General features: G+C 68.8%; 15 protein-coding genes. 1 reads left to right on the forward strand and 14 read right to left on the reverse strand.

Annotated elements, in window-relative coordinates; all coding sequences use genetic code 11:
• Positions 1-46 precede the first annotated feature (46 nt).
• Positions 47-1804, forward strand: coding sequence for a glycoside hydrolase family 18 chitinase (locus N5875_RS12335; RefSeq protein ID WP_338499155.1), 1758 nt, complete (start codon positions 47-49; stop codon positions 1802-1804).
• Positions 1805-1871: 67 nt separating this feature from the next.
• On the opposite strand, the gene N5875_RS12340 is transcribed toward N5875_RS12335, so the two are convergent.
• The 14 genes from N5875_RS12340 to N5875_RS12405 all read right to left on the reverse strand — a co-directional run bounded on the left by N5875_RS12340 (position 1872) and on the right by N5875_RS12405 (position 14691).
• Positions 1872-2318, reverse strand: a complete 447-nt coding sequence (locus N5875_RS12340; protein WP_318207879.1) for a DUF2550 domain-containing protein — start codon at positions 2316-2318, stop codon at positions 1872-1874.
• Positions 2319-2460: 142 nt separating this feature from the next.
• The gene (locus N5875_RS12345; protein WP_024761909.1) at positions 2461-2835 is read right to left on the reverse strand and encodes a F0F1 ATP synthase subunit epsilon; all 375 of its coding nucleotides are present in this window, start codon (positions 2833-2835) and stop codon (positions 2461-2463) included.
• A 113-nt stretch (positions 2836-2948) separates the two neighbouring features.
• Positions 2949-4391 (reverse strand): F0F1 ATP synthase subunit beta, encoded by a 1443-nt coding sequence (gene atpD / locus N5875_RS12350; protein WP_318207880.1) that lies wholly within the window; start codon positions 4389-4391, stop codon positions 2949-2951.
• Positions 4391-5308, reverse strand: a complete 918-nt coding sequence (locus tag N5875_RS12355) for a F0F1 ATP synthase subunit gamma (RefSeq protein WP_266969308.1) — start codon at positions 5306-5308, stop codon at positions 4391-4393. The genes atpD and N5875_RS12355 overlap by 1 nt, the downstream gene beginning before the upstream one ends.
• Before the next feature lie 20 nt (positions 5309-5328).
• Positions 5329-6927: a F0F1 ATP synthase subunit alpha gene (gene atpA / locus N5875_RS12360; protein ID WP_030321094.1), complete on the reverse strand. Its 1599-nt coding sequence runs from the start codon at positions 6925-6927 to the stop codon at positions 5329-5331.
• A gap of 146 nt (positions 6928-7073) precedes the next feature.
• Entirely contained in the window at positions 7074-7889 is an 816-nt protein-coding gene (locus N5875_RS12365) for a F0F1 ATP synthase subunit delta (RefSeq protein WP_318207881.1), read from the reverse strand.
• On the reverse strand, positions 7886-8431 hold the full coding sequence (locus tag N5875_RS12370; RefSeq protein ID WP_266896691.1) for a F0F1 ATP synthase subunit B: 546 nt from the start codon (positions 8429-8431) through the stop codon (positions 7886-7888). The genes N5875_RS12365 and N5875_RS12370 overlap by 4 nt, the downstream gene beginning before the upstream one ends.
• A 41-nt stretch (positions 8432-8472) precedes the next feature.
• Positions 8473-8739 (reverse strand): ATP synthase F0 subunit C, encoded by a 267-nt coding sequence (atpE, locus tag N5875_RS12375; RefSeq protein ID WP_055599282.1) that lies wholly within the window; start codon positions 8737-8739, stop codon positions 8473-8475.
• A 94-nt stretch (positions 8740-8833) separates the two neighbouring features.
• Positions 8834-9643 carry a F0F1 ATP synthase subunit A gene (gene atpB, locus N5875_RS12380; RefSeq protein ID WP_055599283.1) on the reverse strand — a complete coding sequence of 270 codons (810 nt, stop codon included), beginning with the start codon at positions 9641-9643 and terminating at the stop codon, positions 8834-8836.
• A gap of 222 nt (positions 9644-9865) precedes the next feature.
• Positions 9866-10279, reverse strand: coding sequence for a hypothetical protein (locus N5875_RS12385; RefSeq protein ID WP_318207882.1), 414 nt, complete (start codon positions 10277-10279; stop codon positions 9866-9868).
• Between the two features lie 262 nt (positions 10280-10541).
• A complete protein-coding gene (locus tag N5875_RS12390) occupies positions 10542-11855 on the reverse strand; it encodes an MraY family glycosyltransferase (RefSeq protein WP_318207883.1) in 1314 nt (437 codons plus the stop codon).
• 118 nt (positions 11856-11973) lie between these two features.
• On the reverse strand, positions 11974-13221 hold the full coding sequence (gene glyA, locus N5875_RS12395; protein ID WP_338493584.1) for a serine hydroxymethyltransferase: 1248 nt from the start codon (positions 13219-13221) through the stop codon (positions 11974-11976).
• A 178-nt stretch (positions 13222-13399) separates the two neighbouring features.
• On the reverse strand, positions 13400-14047 hold the full coding sequence (locus tag N5875_RS12400) for a protein-tyrosine-phosphatase (RefSeq protein WP_318207885.1): 648 nt from the start codon (positions 14045-14047) through the stop codon (positions 13400-13402).
• On the reverse strand, positions 14044-14691 hold the full coding sequence (locus N5875_RS12405) for an L-threonylcarbamoyladenylate synthase (RefSeq protein WP_030321077.1): 648 nt from the start codon (positions 14689-14691) through the stop codon (positions 14044-14046). The genes N5875_RS12400 and N5875_RS12405 overlap by 4 nt, the downstream gene beginning before the upstream one ends.
• Positions 14692-14748 lie beyond the last annotated feature (57 nt).

Raw genomic sequence — 14748 nt, forward strand, 5'->3', positions numbered from 1 at the left:
CCGGGCCGCCGCCGGTCTCACCGCCCTGATCCTGCCCCTGGCCGCGATGGTCGGCCTCGCAGCACCCGCCGAAGCGGCCACTTCGGTCACCGCCACCTACACCAAGGTCTCCGACTGGGGCTCCGGCTTCGAGGGCAAGTGGACGGTGAAGAACACCGGCACCACCACGCTCTCCTCCTGGGCCGTCGAGTGGGACTACCCCTCCGGCACCGCCGTCACCTCGGCCTGGGACGCCACCGTCACCAGCTCCGGCACCCACTGGACCGGCAAGAACGTCGGCTGGAACGGCACCCTCGCCCCCGGCGCCAGCGTCTCCTTCGGCTTCAACGGCACCGGCTCCGGCGCACCGAGCGGCTGTAAGATCAACGGCGCTTCCTGCGACGGCGGCACCCAGCCCGGCGACAACGCCCCCTCCGCCCCCGGCGCCCCCGGCGCCTCCGCCATCACCGACACCTCGGTGAAGCTCACCTGGAGCGCGGCCACCGACGACAAAGGCATCAAGAACTACGACGTCAAGCGCGACGGCACCACCGTCGCCACCGTCACGGGCCTCACGTACACCGACACGGGCCTGACCGCCGGCACCGACTACAGCTACACGGTCGTCGCCCGCGACACCATCGACCAGACCGGCCCCGCCTCCGGGGCGACCCCCGTCCGCACCACGGGCGGCGGCGGAGGCAACCCCGGCTCCACCGTGAAGATGGGCTACTTCACCAACTGGGGCGTCTACGGACGCAACTACCACGTGAAGAACATCGTGACCTCGGGCTCCGCGTCCAAGATCACCCACATCAACTACGCCTTCGGCAACGTCCAGGGCGGCAAGTGCACCATCGGTGACGCCTACGCCGACTACGACAAGGCCTACACCGCCGACCAGTCCGTCGACGGCGTCGCCGACACCTGGGACCAGCCGCTGCGCGGCAACTTCAACCAGCTGCGCAAGCTGAAGAAGGCCTACCCGAACATCAAGATCCTGTGGTCCTTCGGCGGCTGGACCTGGTCCGGCGGCTTCGGCCAGGCCGTGCAGAACCCGGCCGCCTTCGCGCAGTCCTGCTACGACCTGATCGAGGACCCGCGCTGGGCCGACGTCTTCGACGGCATCGACCTGGACTGGGAGTACCCCAACGCCTGCGGCCTCTCCTGCGACACCAGCGGGCCCGCCGCCTTCAAGAACATGATGCAGGCCATGCGCGCCAAGTTCGGCGCCAACTACCTGGTCACGGCGGCCGTCACGGCCGACGCCTCCTCCGGCGGCAAGATCGACGCCGCCGACTACGCGGGCGCCGCGCCGTACATGAACTGGTTCAACGTCATGACGTACGACTTCTTCGGCGCCTGGGCCGCGCAGGGCCCGACGGCCCCGCACTCCCCGCTCACCTCGTACGCCGGCATCCCGCAGGCGGGCTTCAACTCCGCCGAGGCGATCGCCAAGTTCAAGGCGAAGGGCGTGCCCGCCAACAAGCTGCTGCTCGGCATCGGCTTCTACGGACGCGGCTGGACCGGCGTCACCCAGGCGGCCCCCGGCGGCACGGCGACCGGCCCGGCCCCGGGCACCTACGAGCAGGGCATCGAGGACTACAAGGTCCTCAAGACCTCCTGCCCGGCCACCGGCACCGTCGCGGGCACGGCCTACGCGAAGTGCGGCAGCAACTGGTGGAGCTACGACACCCCGGCCACGGTCACGTCCAAGATGAGCTGGGCGAAGAACCAGGGCCTGGGCGGCGCGTTCTTCTGGGAGTTCAGCGGTGACACCGGCAACGGCGAGCTCGTCGGCGCCATCAACACCGGTCTGAACTAACCCCCCACGGGGGCGACACGACGAAGCGGGGGCCGGCGCAGCACGCCGACCCCCGCTTCCTCACGTCCTACGCGACGTTCACCCTCTGCCCCGGAGGCGCCGCCTCCAGCCAGGCCATGAACCCCGTCCGGGCGTCCTCGCTCATCGCGAGCTCCAGGCGGACGCCCTCGTACATACAGGGCTGGATCACCATGTCGGAGAGCAGCGCGAGCTCCTCCTCGCCCTCCGGCATCCGGCGCTCCAGGGCCACGATCGACGAGCGCTCCAGGACGCGGCGCGGGCGGGGCGCGTACGAGAAGACCCGGAACCAGGCGATCTCGTCACCGCTGTAACGGGCGACGCCGTACACCCAGCCCTTGCCGCTCGGATCCGGCTCGTCCGGGACGTCCCAGTGCAGCGAGCAGTCGAAGGTGCCGCCGGCACGCTGGATCAGCCTGCGGCGCAAGCCGAAGACGAAGAGCCCGATCACCACCAGTGCGACGACCAGGCCGCACACGAGCAGAGCGAGGAACATCTTCACCGACCTCCTCGCTGCGTCCCGTAGCCGACACCGCCGGCAGAACCGAATACAACCTGCATCTGCATCGCCTCAGCCGCGGCACGGTCTGGAAAATTCCAGCCGTGCCGCGGCTGAGGGCACTACTCTGCGCGGACCGTCAGCGGACCGCTACCGCGCGCAGCCGGACATCGGCGCGCCGCTCGGCGGCCGCGTCGGAATCCGACTTCGCACGCTCCAGCGCGCGCTCGGCACGCTGGGCGTCGATCTCGTCCGCCAGCTCGCAGATCTCCGCGAGCAGAGACAGCTTGTCGTCGGCGAACGAGATGAATCCACCGTGGACGGCGGCGACGACAGTCGCGCCCTCACTGGTACGGATGGTCACCGGGCCCGACTCCAGCACACCGAGCAGCGGCTGGTGGCCGGGCATGACGCCGATGTCGCCGGAGGTGGTACGCGCGATGACCAGGGTGGCCTCGCCGGACCAGACACTCCGGTCCGCGGCGACCAGCTCGACGTGCAGCTCAGCAGCCAAGGGTGGCTCCTCGGGTCACCACCCGGCGGTCGTGCCGGGTGTTGGGGTCAATTCTAGTGGGCGTGGTGAGGGGGGCGGGACCGGATCCCGCCCCCCTCGGGAGAGCACGGGGCTCAGGAGACGCCGAGCTCCTTGGCGTTGGCCTTGAGGTCCTCGAGGCCACCACACATGAAGAACGCCTGCTCGGGGAAGTGGTCGTACTCACCGTCGCAGATCGCGTTGAACGCGGCGATCGACTCGTCGAGCGGAACGTCCGAACCGTCCACACCGGTGAACTGCTTCGCCGCGTGGGTGTTCTGGGACAGGAAGCGCTCGACACGGCGGGCGCGGTGGACAACGAGCTTGTCCTCCTCGCTCAGCTCGTCGATACCGAGGATCGCGATGATGTCCTGGAGGTCCTTGTACTTCTGCAGGATTCCCTTGACGCGCGTGGCGGCGTCGTAGTGGTCCTGCGCGATGTAGCGCGGGTCCAGGATCCGGGACGTGGAGTCCAGCGGGTCCACGGCCGGGTAGATGCCCTTCTCGGAGATCGGACGGGAGAGAACCGTCGTCGCGTCGAGGTGGGCGAAGGTGGTCGCCGGCGCCGGGTCGGTGAGGTCGTCGGCGGGGACGTAGATCGCCTGCATCGAGGTGATCGAGTGACCACGGGTCGAGGTGATGCGCTCCTGGAGGAGACCCATCTCGTCGGCCAGGTTCGGCTGGTAACCCACCGCGGAGGGCATACGGCCGAGCAGGGTCGACACCTCGGAACCGGCCTGGGTGAAGCGGAAGATGTTGTCGATGAAGAACAGCACGTCCTGCTTCTGCACATCGCGGAAGTACTCCGCCATGGTCAGACCGGCGAGGGCCACGCGGAGACGGGTGCCCGGGGGCTCGTCCATCTGGCCGAAGACCAGCGCGGTCTTGTCCAGAACGCCGGCCTCCTCCATCTCCACCATGAGGTCGTTGCCCTCACGGGTGCGCTCGCCGACGCCCGCGAAGACCGACACACCGTCGTGCAGCTTGGCCACACGGACGATCATTTCCTGGATCAGAACGGTCTTGCCGACACCGGCACCACCGAACAGACCGATCTTTCCACCCTTGACGTACGGGGTGAGAAGGTCGACGACCTTCAGGCCGGTCTCGAACATCTCGGTCTTGGACTCGAGCTGGTCGAAGGCCGGGGCCTTGCGGTGGATCGTCCAGCGCGGCGCGTCGGCCACGGTGGACTCGTCCGCGTTCAGCACCTGACCCAGCGTGTTGAACACGCGGCCCTTGGTGACGTCACCGACGGGCACCGTGATGCCCGTGCCGGTGTCGGTCACCGCGGCCTGGCGGACCAGGCCGTCGGTGGGCTGCATCGAGATGGTGCGGACAACGCCGTCACCGAGGTGCTGGGCGACCTCGAGGGTCAGGGTCTTGGTCCCGCCCTCGACGGCCGGGTCCGGAACCTGGACGTTCAGCGCGTTGTAGATCTCCGGCATCGCGTCGACGGGGAACTCCACGTCGACGACCGGGCCGATGACCCGGGCGACGCGGCCCGTGGCGGCGGCCGTCTCAACAGTGGTCGTCATTACTTGTCACTCCCCGCGGTCGCGTCGGCCAGGGCTGCGGTGCCACCGACGATCTCGCTGATTTCCTGGGTGATTTCGGCCTGGCGGGCCGCGTTGGCAAGTCGGGAGAGGTTGTTGATCAAGTCTCCCGCGTTGTCGGTCGCCGACTTCATCGCGCGTCGCGTGGCGGCGTGCTTGGAAGCAGCCGACTGGAGCAGCGCGTTGTAGATCCGGCTCTCGACGTACCGGGGCAGCAGGGCGTCGAGGACGTCCTCCGCCGACGGCTCGAAGTCGTACAGCGGACGCAGGGTGTCCTTGTCGCCCGCCTCCTTCGCCACCTCGTCGAGGCTGAGGGGCAGCAGCCGGGCCTCGACCGCCGTCTGCGTCATCATCGAGACGAACTCGGTGTAGACGATGTGGAGCTCGTCCACACCACCCTCCGCCGTGTCCTTCTCGATCGCCTCGATCAGCGGAGCCGCGATCGTCTTGGCGTCGCCGTACGACGGCTGGTCCGTGAACCCGGTCCACGTACCGGCCAGCTTCCGCTCGCGGAAGTTGTAGTGGGCGATGCCACGACGGCCGACGACGTAGACGGTGACCTCACGGCCCTCGCCCTCAAGCTTCGCCGTCAGCTTCTCCGCGGCCTTGATGGCGTTGGAGTTGAAGGCGCCGGCCAGACCGCGGTCGCTCGAAAGGAGCAGGACCGCGGCACGGATCGGGTTCTCCGCCTCGGTGGTCAGCGGGTGCTTGTCGTTCGCACCCGTGGCCACCGCCGTGACCGCGCGCGTCAGCTCGGTCGCGTACGGAGTCGACGCCTGCACCTTGCGCTGCGCCTTGACGACACGCGAGGCGGCGATCATCTCCATCGCCTTGGTGATCTTCTTCGTCGCGGTGACGGATTTGATGCGACGCTTGTAGACCCGGAGCTGCGCTCCCATGAGTCAGGTCCCTTCCGTCGTCACTTCGAGACGTTGACGGCGGCAGGAGCGTCCTCGCCCAGCAGCTTGCCGTCAGAGGTCTCGAACTGCTTCTTGAACTCCGCGATGGCGTCGCCCACGGCCTGCAGGGTGTCGTCGGACATCTTGCCGCCCTCACGGATGGAGGTCATGAGGCCCGAGTGGTTCTGGCGGAGGTACGCCAGGAGCTCGGCCTCGAAGCGGCGGATGTCGGCGACCGGGACGTCGTCCATCTTGCCGGTGGTACCGGCCCAGACGGAGACGACCTGGTTCTCGGTGGGCATCGGCTGGTACTGAGCCTGCTTGAGCAGCTCGACCATGCGCTGTCCACGCTCCAGCTGCGCCTTGGAGGCGGCGTCCAGGTCGGAACCGAAGGCGGCGAACGCCTCCAGCTCACGGAACTGGGCCAGGTCCACGCGGAGGCGACCGGAGATCTGCTTCATCGCCTTGTGCTGGGCAGAGCCACCGACACGCGAGACCGAGATACCGACGTTCAGGGCCGGACGCTGGCCGGCGTTGAACAGGTCGGACTCCAGGAAGCACTGGCCGTCGGTGATGGAGATGACGTTGGTCGGGATGAACGCCGACACGTCGTTCGCCTTGGTCTCGACGATCGGAAGACCGGTCATCGAACCGGCACCCAGCTCGTCCGAGAGCTTCGCGCAGCGCTCGAGCAGACGCGAGTGCAGGTAGAAGACGTCACCCGGGTAGGCCTCACGGCCCGGCGGGCGGCGCAGCAGCAGCGACACGGCGCGGTAGGCGTCGGCCTGCTTCGACAGGTCGTCGAAGACGATCAGGACGTGCTTGCCCTGGTACATCCAGTGCTGGCCGATGGCGGAGCCGGTGTACGGCGCCAGGTACTTGAAGCCGGCCGGGTCGGACGCCGGGGCGGCGACGATCGTCGTGTACTCGAGCGCACCGGCCTCTTCCAGGGCGCCGCGCACGGACGCGATGGTCGAGCCCTTCTGGCCGACGGCGACGTAGATGCAGCGGACCTGCTTGTTCACGTCGCCCGAGCGCCAGTTGTCGCGCTGGTTGATGATCGTGTCGACACACAGAGCGGTCTTGCCGGTCTGACGGTCACCGATGATCAGCTGACGCTGACCACGGCCGACCGGCGTCATGGCGTCGACGGCCTTGTAGCCGGTCTCCATCGGCTCGTGCACCGACTTACGGGCCATAACGCCCGGGGCCTGCAGCTCGAGGGCGCGGCGGCCCTCGGTCGCGATCTCGCCGAGACCGTCGATCGGGTTGCCGAGCGGGTCGACGACGCGACCCAGGTAACCCTCACCGACACCGACGGAGAGGACCTCGCCGGTGCGCTGCACCGACTGACCCTCCTCGATGCCGCTGAACTCGCCGAGGACGATCGCACCGATCTCGCGCTCTTCGAGGTTCAGCGCGAGACCGAGGGTCCCGTCCTCGAACTTCAGCAGCTCGTTCGCCATGGCCGAGGGAAGACCCTCGACCTTCGCGATACCGTCACCGGCCAGGCTGACCGTGCCGACCTCCTCGCGCGAGGCCGCGTCCGGCTGGTACGACTGGACGAAGTTCTCCAGTGCGTCCCGGATCTCCTCCGGCCGGATCGTGAGCTCCGCCATCTGGGTTCCCTGCTCTCCTTGTTGGGCCCGAAGTTTCTTAAGGGGTCTGGGGGCCGACCCCCAGGAATCTTCTGCAATCTCTGCACGGCCCAACCGGGCCGCTGGTGATGCTGTGTAGCTGTGATGCCTTGTGCTGGTGACGGTCGTCAGCCGGCCAGTCGACGGGTCGCCTCGTCGAGGCGCTCCGCGATCGAGCCGTTGATGACCTCGTCGCCGACCTGCACCGTGATCCCGCCGAGGACCGAGGGGTCCACGTCCAGGTTCAGGTGCATCTCGCGGCCGTACAGCTTGGCGAGTACGGCTCCGAGGCGCTGCTTCTGCTGGTCCGACAGCGGCACCGCCGAGCTGACGACGGCGACCATCCGGTCCCGGCGCGCCGCGGCGAGCTTGGAGAGGGACTCGAGTCCCGCTTCCAGGCTACGTCCCCGGGGCTGGGTCACCAGACGGACGACCAGACGCTCGGTGGCGACGTTGGCCTTGCCGCCGAGCAGGCTGCGGAGCAGCTCGCCCTTGGCGGTGGCCGTGGCGGCCTTGTCCGTCAGCGCCGAGCGGAGCTCGGGGCTGGAGGACACGATCCGGCCGAAGCGGAACAGCTCGTCCTCGACACCGTCGAGGGCTCCCGCCTTCTGCGCCGCGGTGAGGTCGGCGATGTTCGCCAGCTGCTCGGTCGCGTCGACCAGGTCACGCGAACGCGACCAGCGGGAACGCACCATGCCCGACACCAGGTCGACGGTCTCGCCGCCCACCTGACCGCTCAGGAGTCGCTGCGCGAGCTCGGCCTTGGCCTCGCCCGACTGCGCGGGGTCGGTCAGGACCCGACGCAGCGACACCTCGCGGTCGAGCAGCGTGGTGACTGCGGCCAGCTCGTCCGCGAGCTTCTTCGCGTCGGCCGACGTGTTGTCGGTCAGCGCGTCGAGGGACTCGCGTCCGGCGGCCAGTGCCTCACGGCTCGCTCCGTTCATCGGACGGCCTCCGCCTTCTCCTCGAGCTCGTCGAGGAAGCGGTCGATCGTCCGGCTCTGGCGGGCGGTGTCCTCGAGGGACTCGCCGACCAGCTTGCCGGCCAGGTCGGTGGCGAGCTTGCCCACGTCCTGACGCAGCGAAGCAGAGGCGGCCTTGCGGTCGGCCTCGATCTGCGTGTGGCCGGCCGCGATGATCTCCTCGCGCTGGCGCTGGCCTTCCGCCTTCATCTCCTGGATGATCGCGGTGCCCTGCTCCGTCGCCTCCTGGCGAAGACGCGCGGCCTCGTGGCGGGCTTCGGCGAGCTGGGCCTTGTACTGCTCCAGCACGCTCTGAGCCTCGATCTGGGCCGACTCGGCCTTCTCGATGCCACCCTCGATGGCCTCGCGGCGCTGCTCCAGAACCTTGTTGATGTTCGGGAGGAGCTTCTTTGCGAGGAAACCGAAGACGATGACGAAGGCGATCAGGCCGATGACGAGCTCGTCGAGATGCGGGATCAGAGGAGGCTGGGGCTCCTCCGCCTGCGCAAGAAGCAGCGCGTTCACATCAGTGCCTTCCGTAAAAGAATCGGGCTTGTCGGTCCGGCTTACTGGTAGACGAAGCCCATGACGATGCCGATGAGGGCGAGCGCCTCACAGAACGCGAAGCCCATGATCTGGTTGGTGCGGATCAGGCCGGCAGCCTCGGGCTGACGGGCGAGAGCCTGCGTACCGTTACCGAAGATGATGCCGACGCCGACGCCGGGGCCGATCGCGGCGAGGCCGTAGCCGATGGACGCGACGTTGCCGACGAGGGTGGTCTTGGCGGAGTCACCGGGGGCGGCGAGGTTGACCAGTTCGAGAGCAGCGGACATGCCGTTACTTCCTTCTCTTTCAATGACCCGGTGGGGGTTGGCCACCGGACGACTGTTGGATTGGGGGTGAAGCCACGATCCGGGACGGATCGGCTCAGTGGTGCTCGGAGAGCGCGCCCTGGATGTAGCTGCAGGCCAGGAGGACGAAGACGTACGCCTGGACGGCCTGGATGAAGAGCTCGAAGGCGGTCATCACGAGGACCATCACGAACGAGGCGCCGGCGTAGACGAAGCCCAGGCCGTTCATGAGGTACCAGGTGGCCAGCGAGAACATCACGATCAGCAGGTGACCGGCGAACATGTTCGCGAACAGTCGCACCGCGTGCGTGAAGGGCCGGATCAGCAGGTTCGAGAAGAACTCGAGGACGACGACCATCGGAAGGATCGCGCCGAGCGACTTGTCGTAGCCGACGATGTTCTTCCAGCCGCCGACGAAGCCGTGCTTCTTGAACGTCAGCGAGATCCACATGACGTAGACGATCAGCGCGAGACCGGCCGGGAAGGCGATCAGCGAGGTGACCGGGAACTGGGCGAGCGGAATGATCGACCAGAGGTTCATGATCCAGACGAAGAAGAACAGCGACACCATGAAGGGGACGTACTTCTCGCCGTCCTTCTTGCCGATGATCTCGTAGACGATGCCGCGGCGCACGAAGTCGTAACCGGCCTCGCCGACCATCTGCATCTTGCCGGGGATCAGCTTGGGCTTGTTGAAGGCGGCCCAGAAGAACCCGACGACCACGATGGAGCCGAGGATGGCGAGCAGCATCGGCTTGGTGAACTCGATGCCCCCCACCGTGGCGATGGGCTCGTACATGAACGTGTGCAGGCCCGGCGCCGGGAAGCCACATCCACTGAAGATGTGGCAATCCGGGTCGAAGGCAAGCGTCTGGTCAGCACTCACCGCGGGCTCCTTCAGCGTGGCGCATAGGTACGGCAACCTCGTTGTGTCGGCGCGGCACGCAGCCGCGGGTCGGCACTGGACTGGTCTTACGGATAAGGGGGCGGCGGTTCGGCATCGAGCCTCGCGCTGGGACAGGCGTCTCGGATGCCCGCGCCCGCAGTGCCGCAGTTGGCACCGGACGATAGCAGGAAGCCGAACGCGGCTTTATCCCGGCCCTACCCTTCACGACTTCGACCCCGTGTTTCCGGGGTCGATGTACGTGATCTTGGCCTTCATGTAGGCACGGGCCTGTGCGGCGACCCACACCACGGTCGCCGCGAGCAGGGTGAAAGCAAAGGCTTTGAAGTTGAACAGCGTGGTGTCCTTGAGCAAAGCCAGGAAGATGAAGAGCAGCAGCAACTGGGCCGTGTAGAGCATGAGCCCCATGGCCTGGAACAGATGCGGGAGCGACTTCGCCGTCCGCTGCAGGACGACCTGCCCGATTCCCATGAAGAGGAGCACGACCAGGGTGCCGACGACGGCGCCGAGCGCGCCCTTGCCACCGGCGACCACAGCGCTGATGACCGTGGCGATCGCGCCGACGGCAGCGGTGGGGATGACGGTGTGCATGAGGATGCGTGCGTCGTTGGACGGCATGGCGGTGTCTCCGCTTGCTGAAGGGGGCGATGGTGTCGTCAAGGACGAGCGTAAGCCCGGTCCGAGGTGGGTCTCGGGGCCAACGGACCGTCGCACTACGGTCTTTCGGCACTGTCGCCGGGTCTCGTGAACCGTATCACAAACTATTTGAATAGGTCTTTACCCATAAGGTGTGCCAACTGTCACACATGAGAGTTACCCCGCGCGTGTGTGCGCGACAGGAAGGCGCCTTGTCTGCTAATGGCCGCGTCTGCGGCTTTCGTCAACTTGGCGTTCCGGCCTTCCGCCTGTCGGTGAAGCGCCCGCGGTTGCCGATGGCGGTGGCGCCGTTGATCCCCGCGGGCACCGGAATCCGCTCCTCCTCGACCACGACCGGCTCCGGAGCGGCCGCCGCGACGGGGGCCGGCTTGCGGCGCCGGTAGCGAGGCGGTACGACCGACTCGGCCCAGCGGGGCGCGCGCGGGGTGAACCGCGGCAGCAGGAGCAGCACCAGGCCGATCGCGCTGAGCGCGACGACGCAGAGGACGATCCACATCGACGCCGAGTGGACCGAGTACGCCAGCGTCCCGAAGGCGATGAGCGCCGACCAGAAGTACATGATCAGGACCGCGCGGCTGTGCGAGTGCCCGATCTCCAGGAGCCGGTGGTGCAGGTGCCCGCGGTCGGCCGCGAACGGCGACTGGCCCTTCCAGGTGCGGCGCACGATCGCGAGGACCAGGTCCGCCATCGGGATCGCGATGATCGTCAGCGGCAGCACCAGCGGGATGAAGACCGGCAGGGCGGCGTGCGTGGCCTGACGCGTCGAACCCTCGAAGATCTTCAGCGCGTCCGGGTCGACCTGGCCGGTGATCGAGATGGCCGAGGCCGCCAGGATCAGACCGATCAGCATCGAGCCGGAGTCGCCCATGAAGATCCGCGCCGGGTGCATGTTGTGCGGCAGGAAGCCCAGGCACATGCCCATGAGGATGACGGTGAAGAGCGTCGCGGGGGCGGCGGCCTCGATCGTGTAGCCGTACCAGAGGCGGTAGGCGTACAGGAAGAAGGCGGCGGCGGCGATGCAGACCATGCCGGCGGCGAGGCCGTCGAGGCCGTCGACGAAGTTGACGGCGTTGATGGTGAGGACGACCAGGGCGACGGTCAGGAGCGTGCCCTGCCACGGGGTCAGCGAGACGACGCCGACACCCGGGATCGGCAGCCACAGGATCGTCAGGCCCTGCGCCACCATGACGCCCGCCGAGATCATCTGCGCGCCCAGCTTGATCAGGGCGTCCAGTTCGAACTTGTCGTCCAGGACGCCGATCAGCCAGATCAGGGCGGCGCCGGAGAGCAGCGCGCGCGGCTCGTTGGAGAGCTCGAAGACGCTGTTCAGGTTCTGCAGGTGGTCGGCGACGAGGAGTCCCGCGCACAGCCCGAAGAACATGGCGATGCCACCGAGCCGCGGAGTCGGTTCTCGGTGGACGTCTCGGGCACGGATCTCCGGCATCGCCCCGGTCGCGATGGCGAACTTCCGCACCGGACCGGTGAGCAGATAAGTCACCGCGGCCGTGACACAGAGCGTCAGCAGGTAATCACGCACGGGCTGCCCCACAGGTTTCGCTGGCCATCTCAGCCCCACACCCTAGCCGTGCCGTCCATGTGCTTGGAGACACCTGGACCCCCCGAACGGTTGCACAGCGACTTTCCGTGACCGCTCCTCAGCCGCCATACGGGGGAAATCGCCCGGTCAGCCCCCGTACCTCCGCCCGTACCCGGGCCGTCTCCGCGGGATCGTCACGCAGCGCCGCGGTGAACAACGCGGCGATCCGCGCCATCTCCGGGGCGCCCATCCCCTGGGTGGTGACGGCCGCGGTGCCGAGCCGGATCCCGCGCCCCTCCCCGTACGGGAGCGCGCAGGTGTCGAGGACCATGCCGGCGGCGGCGAGCCGGGCGCGTGCGGTGCGGCCGTCGACGCCGAGCGGCGACGGGTCGGCGGTGATGAGGTGGGTGTCGGTGCCGCCGGTCGTCAGGGCGAAGCCCTCGGCGGCGAGCGCGGCGGCGAGCACGCGCGCGTGCTCGACCACCTGATGGGCGTACGCGGTGAACGCCGGGGTGGACGCCTCGCCGAAGGCCACCGCCTTCGCCGCGATCGTGTGCATCTGGGCGCCGCCCTGGGTGAACGGGAAGACGGCACGGTCGACGCGGCCGGCGAGCTCCTCCCCACAGAGCACCATCCCGCCGCGCGGCCCGCGCAGCACCTTGTGGGTGGTCGCGCAGACGACATCGGCGTACGGGACGGGACTGGGGGCCGCTCCCCCGGCGACCAGACCGATGGGGTGGGCGGCGTCGGCGATGAGGTAGGCGCCGACCTCGTCGGCGATCTCGCGGAAGAGCGCGTAGTCGAGGTGCCGGGGGTACGAGATGGAGCCGCACACGATCGCCTTGGGGCGGTGGTGGCGGGCGAGCGCGGCGACCTGTTCGTAGTCGACGAGCCCGGTCTCGGCGTCGACGCCGTACGGGACGAAGTCGAACCAGCGGCCGGAGAAGTTGGCGGGCGAACCGTGGGTGAGGTGCCCGCCGTGGTCCAGGCCCATGGCGAGCACCGTGTCACCGGGCCTCAGAAGGGCCGCGTACGCCGCCAGGACGGCCGAGGAGCCCGAGTGCGCCTGGACGTTCGCGTGGTCGGCGCCGAACAGCGCGGTGGCCCGTTCCACGGCGATCCGCTCGGCGGCGTCGGCGTACTCGCAGCCACCGTGATGACGGGCGCCGGGATACCCCTCGGCGTACTTGTTGGCGAGCGGCGAACCGAGGGCGGCGAGGACGGCGGGCGAGGTGAAGTTCTCGGCGGCGATCAACTGCAGACTGTCGGCCTGCCGCCGCGTCTCACCGAGCAGCACGTCGGCGATCTCCGGATCCTGCCGTCGCAGGACGTCGAGAGCCTCATCGGGGGGAGCGGTGACCGGCATGGCTGACTCCGGGCGTGGAGGGATGTCAGCACCAATGTAGGCAGCCCCGCCCCCACGCGCCCGGTGAGCGCAATCCCCGACGCGCCCCTCGCACCGCTCGGCCCCAAGGGGCCTCCCGGGCTCCGGAGCGCTGCGCCGGACTCCGTCCGCCGGACGGACCGCCCGGCACCCACACACGTCAGTCGCGCGCCCGCACGCCCGTCAGTGCCGTCACCACGGGATCCAGCGCCTGGTTGATCTCGTCGCCGATCGAGCGGAAGAAGGTGATCGGGGCGCCGTAGGGGTCGTTGACCTCGTCCGCGTCCACCGAGGGGGCCAGGAGCCACCCGCGTAGAGCCGCCGCCGCGCGGACCAGGGCACGCGCGCGTTCCACCATGCCCTCGTCGCGGGCGTCCGGGAGCGTCGCCGGGTCGATCGCGCGGACCAGGCGGGTGAACTCCTTCAGGGTGAAGGTACGCAGGCCCGCCGAGTGGCCCATCGAGATGACCTGGGCGCGGTGGTCGCGGGTCGCCGTCAGGACCAGGTCCGCGCGGATGACGTGCTCGTCGAGGAGCTCGCGCCCCACGAAGCCGCTGTAGTCCGCGCCGAAGTCGGCGAGGACCAGTTCCGCGTTGGCCTCCATCGGGGCGCCCTCGTGGCCCCAGGTGCCCGCGCTCTCCACGATCAGGCCGCCGCCGAGAGGGTCGCCGAGGCGGTCGCTCAGGGCATGGCGGGTCAGCCGCTCGGTGATCGGCGAGCGGCAGACGTTGCCGGTGCTGACGTGGAGGATGCGGAAGGTGTTGCTGTCGTCGAACCCCGCTATGCCACGCCCCTCAGGGGCGGTCAATTCGCCACCTCGAGGTCGGGTACGACCTTCCGGAGCTCCTCCGGCGAGAGCGCGCCCTCGCGCAGCAGCACCGGCACCTTGCCCGTGACGTCGACGATGGAGGACGGGACGATGCCGGGCGTCGGGCCGCCGTCCAGGTAGACGGAGACGGAGTCGCCGAGCATCTGCTGGGCCGCGTCGCAGTCCTCCGGGGACGGGTGGCCGGTGAGGTTCGCCGACGAGACGGCCATCGGGCCGACCTCGGTGAGCAGTTCGATGGCGACCGGGTGCAGCGGCATGCGGATGGCGACGGTGCCCCGGGTGTCGCCCAGGTCCCACTGGAGGGACGGCTGGTGCTTGGCGACGAGGGTGAGGGCGCCGGGCCAGAAGGCGTCGACGAGCTCCCACGCCTGCTCGGAGAAGTCCGTGACCAGGCCGTGGAGGGTGTTCGGGGAGCCGATGAGCACGGGCGTGGGCATGTTGCGGCCCCGGCCCTTGGCGGCGAGCAGGTCTGCCACGGCCTCGCTGCTGAAGGCGTCCGCCCCGATCCCGTACACGGTGTCGGTGGGCAGCACGACCAGCTCGCCCCGGCGGACGGCGGACGCGGCCTCGCGCAGACCGGTCACACGGTCGGTCGCCTCGTTGCAGTCGTATCGCCGTGCCATCAGTTCCCGGCCTCCTCGTACGCGTGGTTCGTCATGGCAGTCGTGGCAGTCATGCCG

Source organism: Streptomyces sp. SJL17-4, from assembly GCF_036826855.1.
GTDB lineage: Bacteria > Actinomycetota > Actinomycetes > Streptomycetales > Streptomycetaceae > Streptomyces.

Bases quoted from the DNA above. Each gene is read 5' to 3' on its own strand.
- N5875_RS12335 (WP_338499155.1), top strand. From the start codon at position 47: ATGGTCGGCCTCGCAGCACCCGCCGAAGCGGCCACTTCGGTCACCGCC.
- N5875_RS12340 (WP_318207879.1), bottom strand. From the start codon at position 2,318: ATGTTCCTCGCTCTGCTCGTGTGCGGCCTGGTCGTCGCACTGGTGGTG.
- atpD (WP_318207880.1), bottom strand. From the start codon at position 4,391: ATGACGACCACTGTTGAGACGGCCGCCGCCACGGGCCGCGTCGCCCGG.
- N5875_RS12355 (WP_266969308.1), bottom strand. From the start codon at position 5,308: ATGGGAGCGCAGCTCCGGGTCTACAAGCGTCGCATCAAATCCGTCACC.
- atpA (WP_030321094.1), bottom strand. From the start codon at position 6,927: ATGGCGGAGCTCACGATCCGGCCGGAGGAGATCCGGGACGCACTGGAG.
- N5875_RS12365 (WP_318207881.1), bottom strand. From the start codon at position 7,889: ATGAACGGAGCGAGCCGTGAGGCACTGGCCGCCGGACGCGAGTCCCTC.
- atpE (WP_055599282.1), bottom strand. From the start codon at position 8,739: ATGTCCGCTGCTCTCGAACTGGTCAACCTCGCCGCCCCCGGTGACTCC.
- N5875_RS12385 (WP_318207882.1), bottom strand. From the start codon at position 10,279: ATGCCGTCCAACGACGCACGCATCCTCATGCACACCGTCATCCCCACC.
- glyA (WP_338493584.1), bottom strand. From the start codon at position 13,221: ATGCCGGTCACCGCTCCCCCCGATGAGGCTCTCGACGTCCTGCGACGG.
- N5875_RS12405 (WP_030321077.1), bottom strand. From the start codon at position 14,691: ATGGCACGGCGATACGACTGCAACGAGGCGACCGACCGTGTGACCGGT.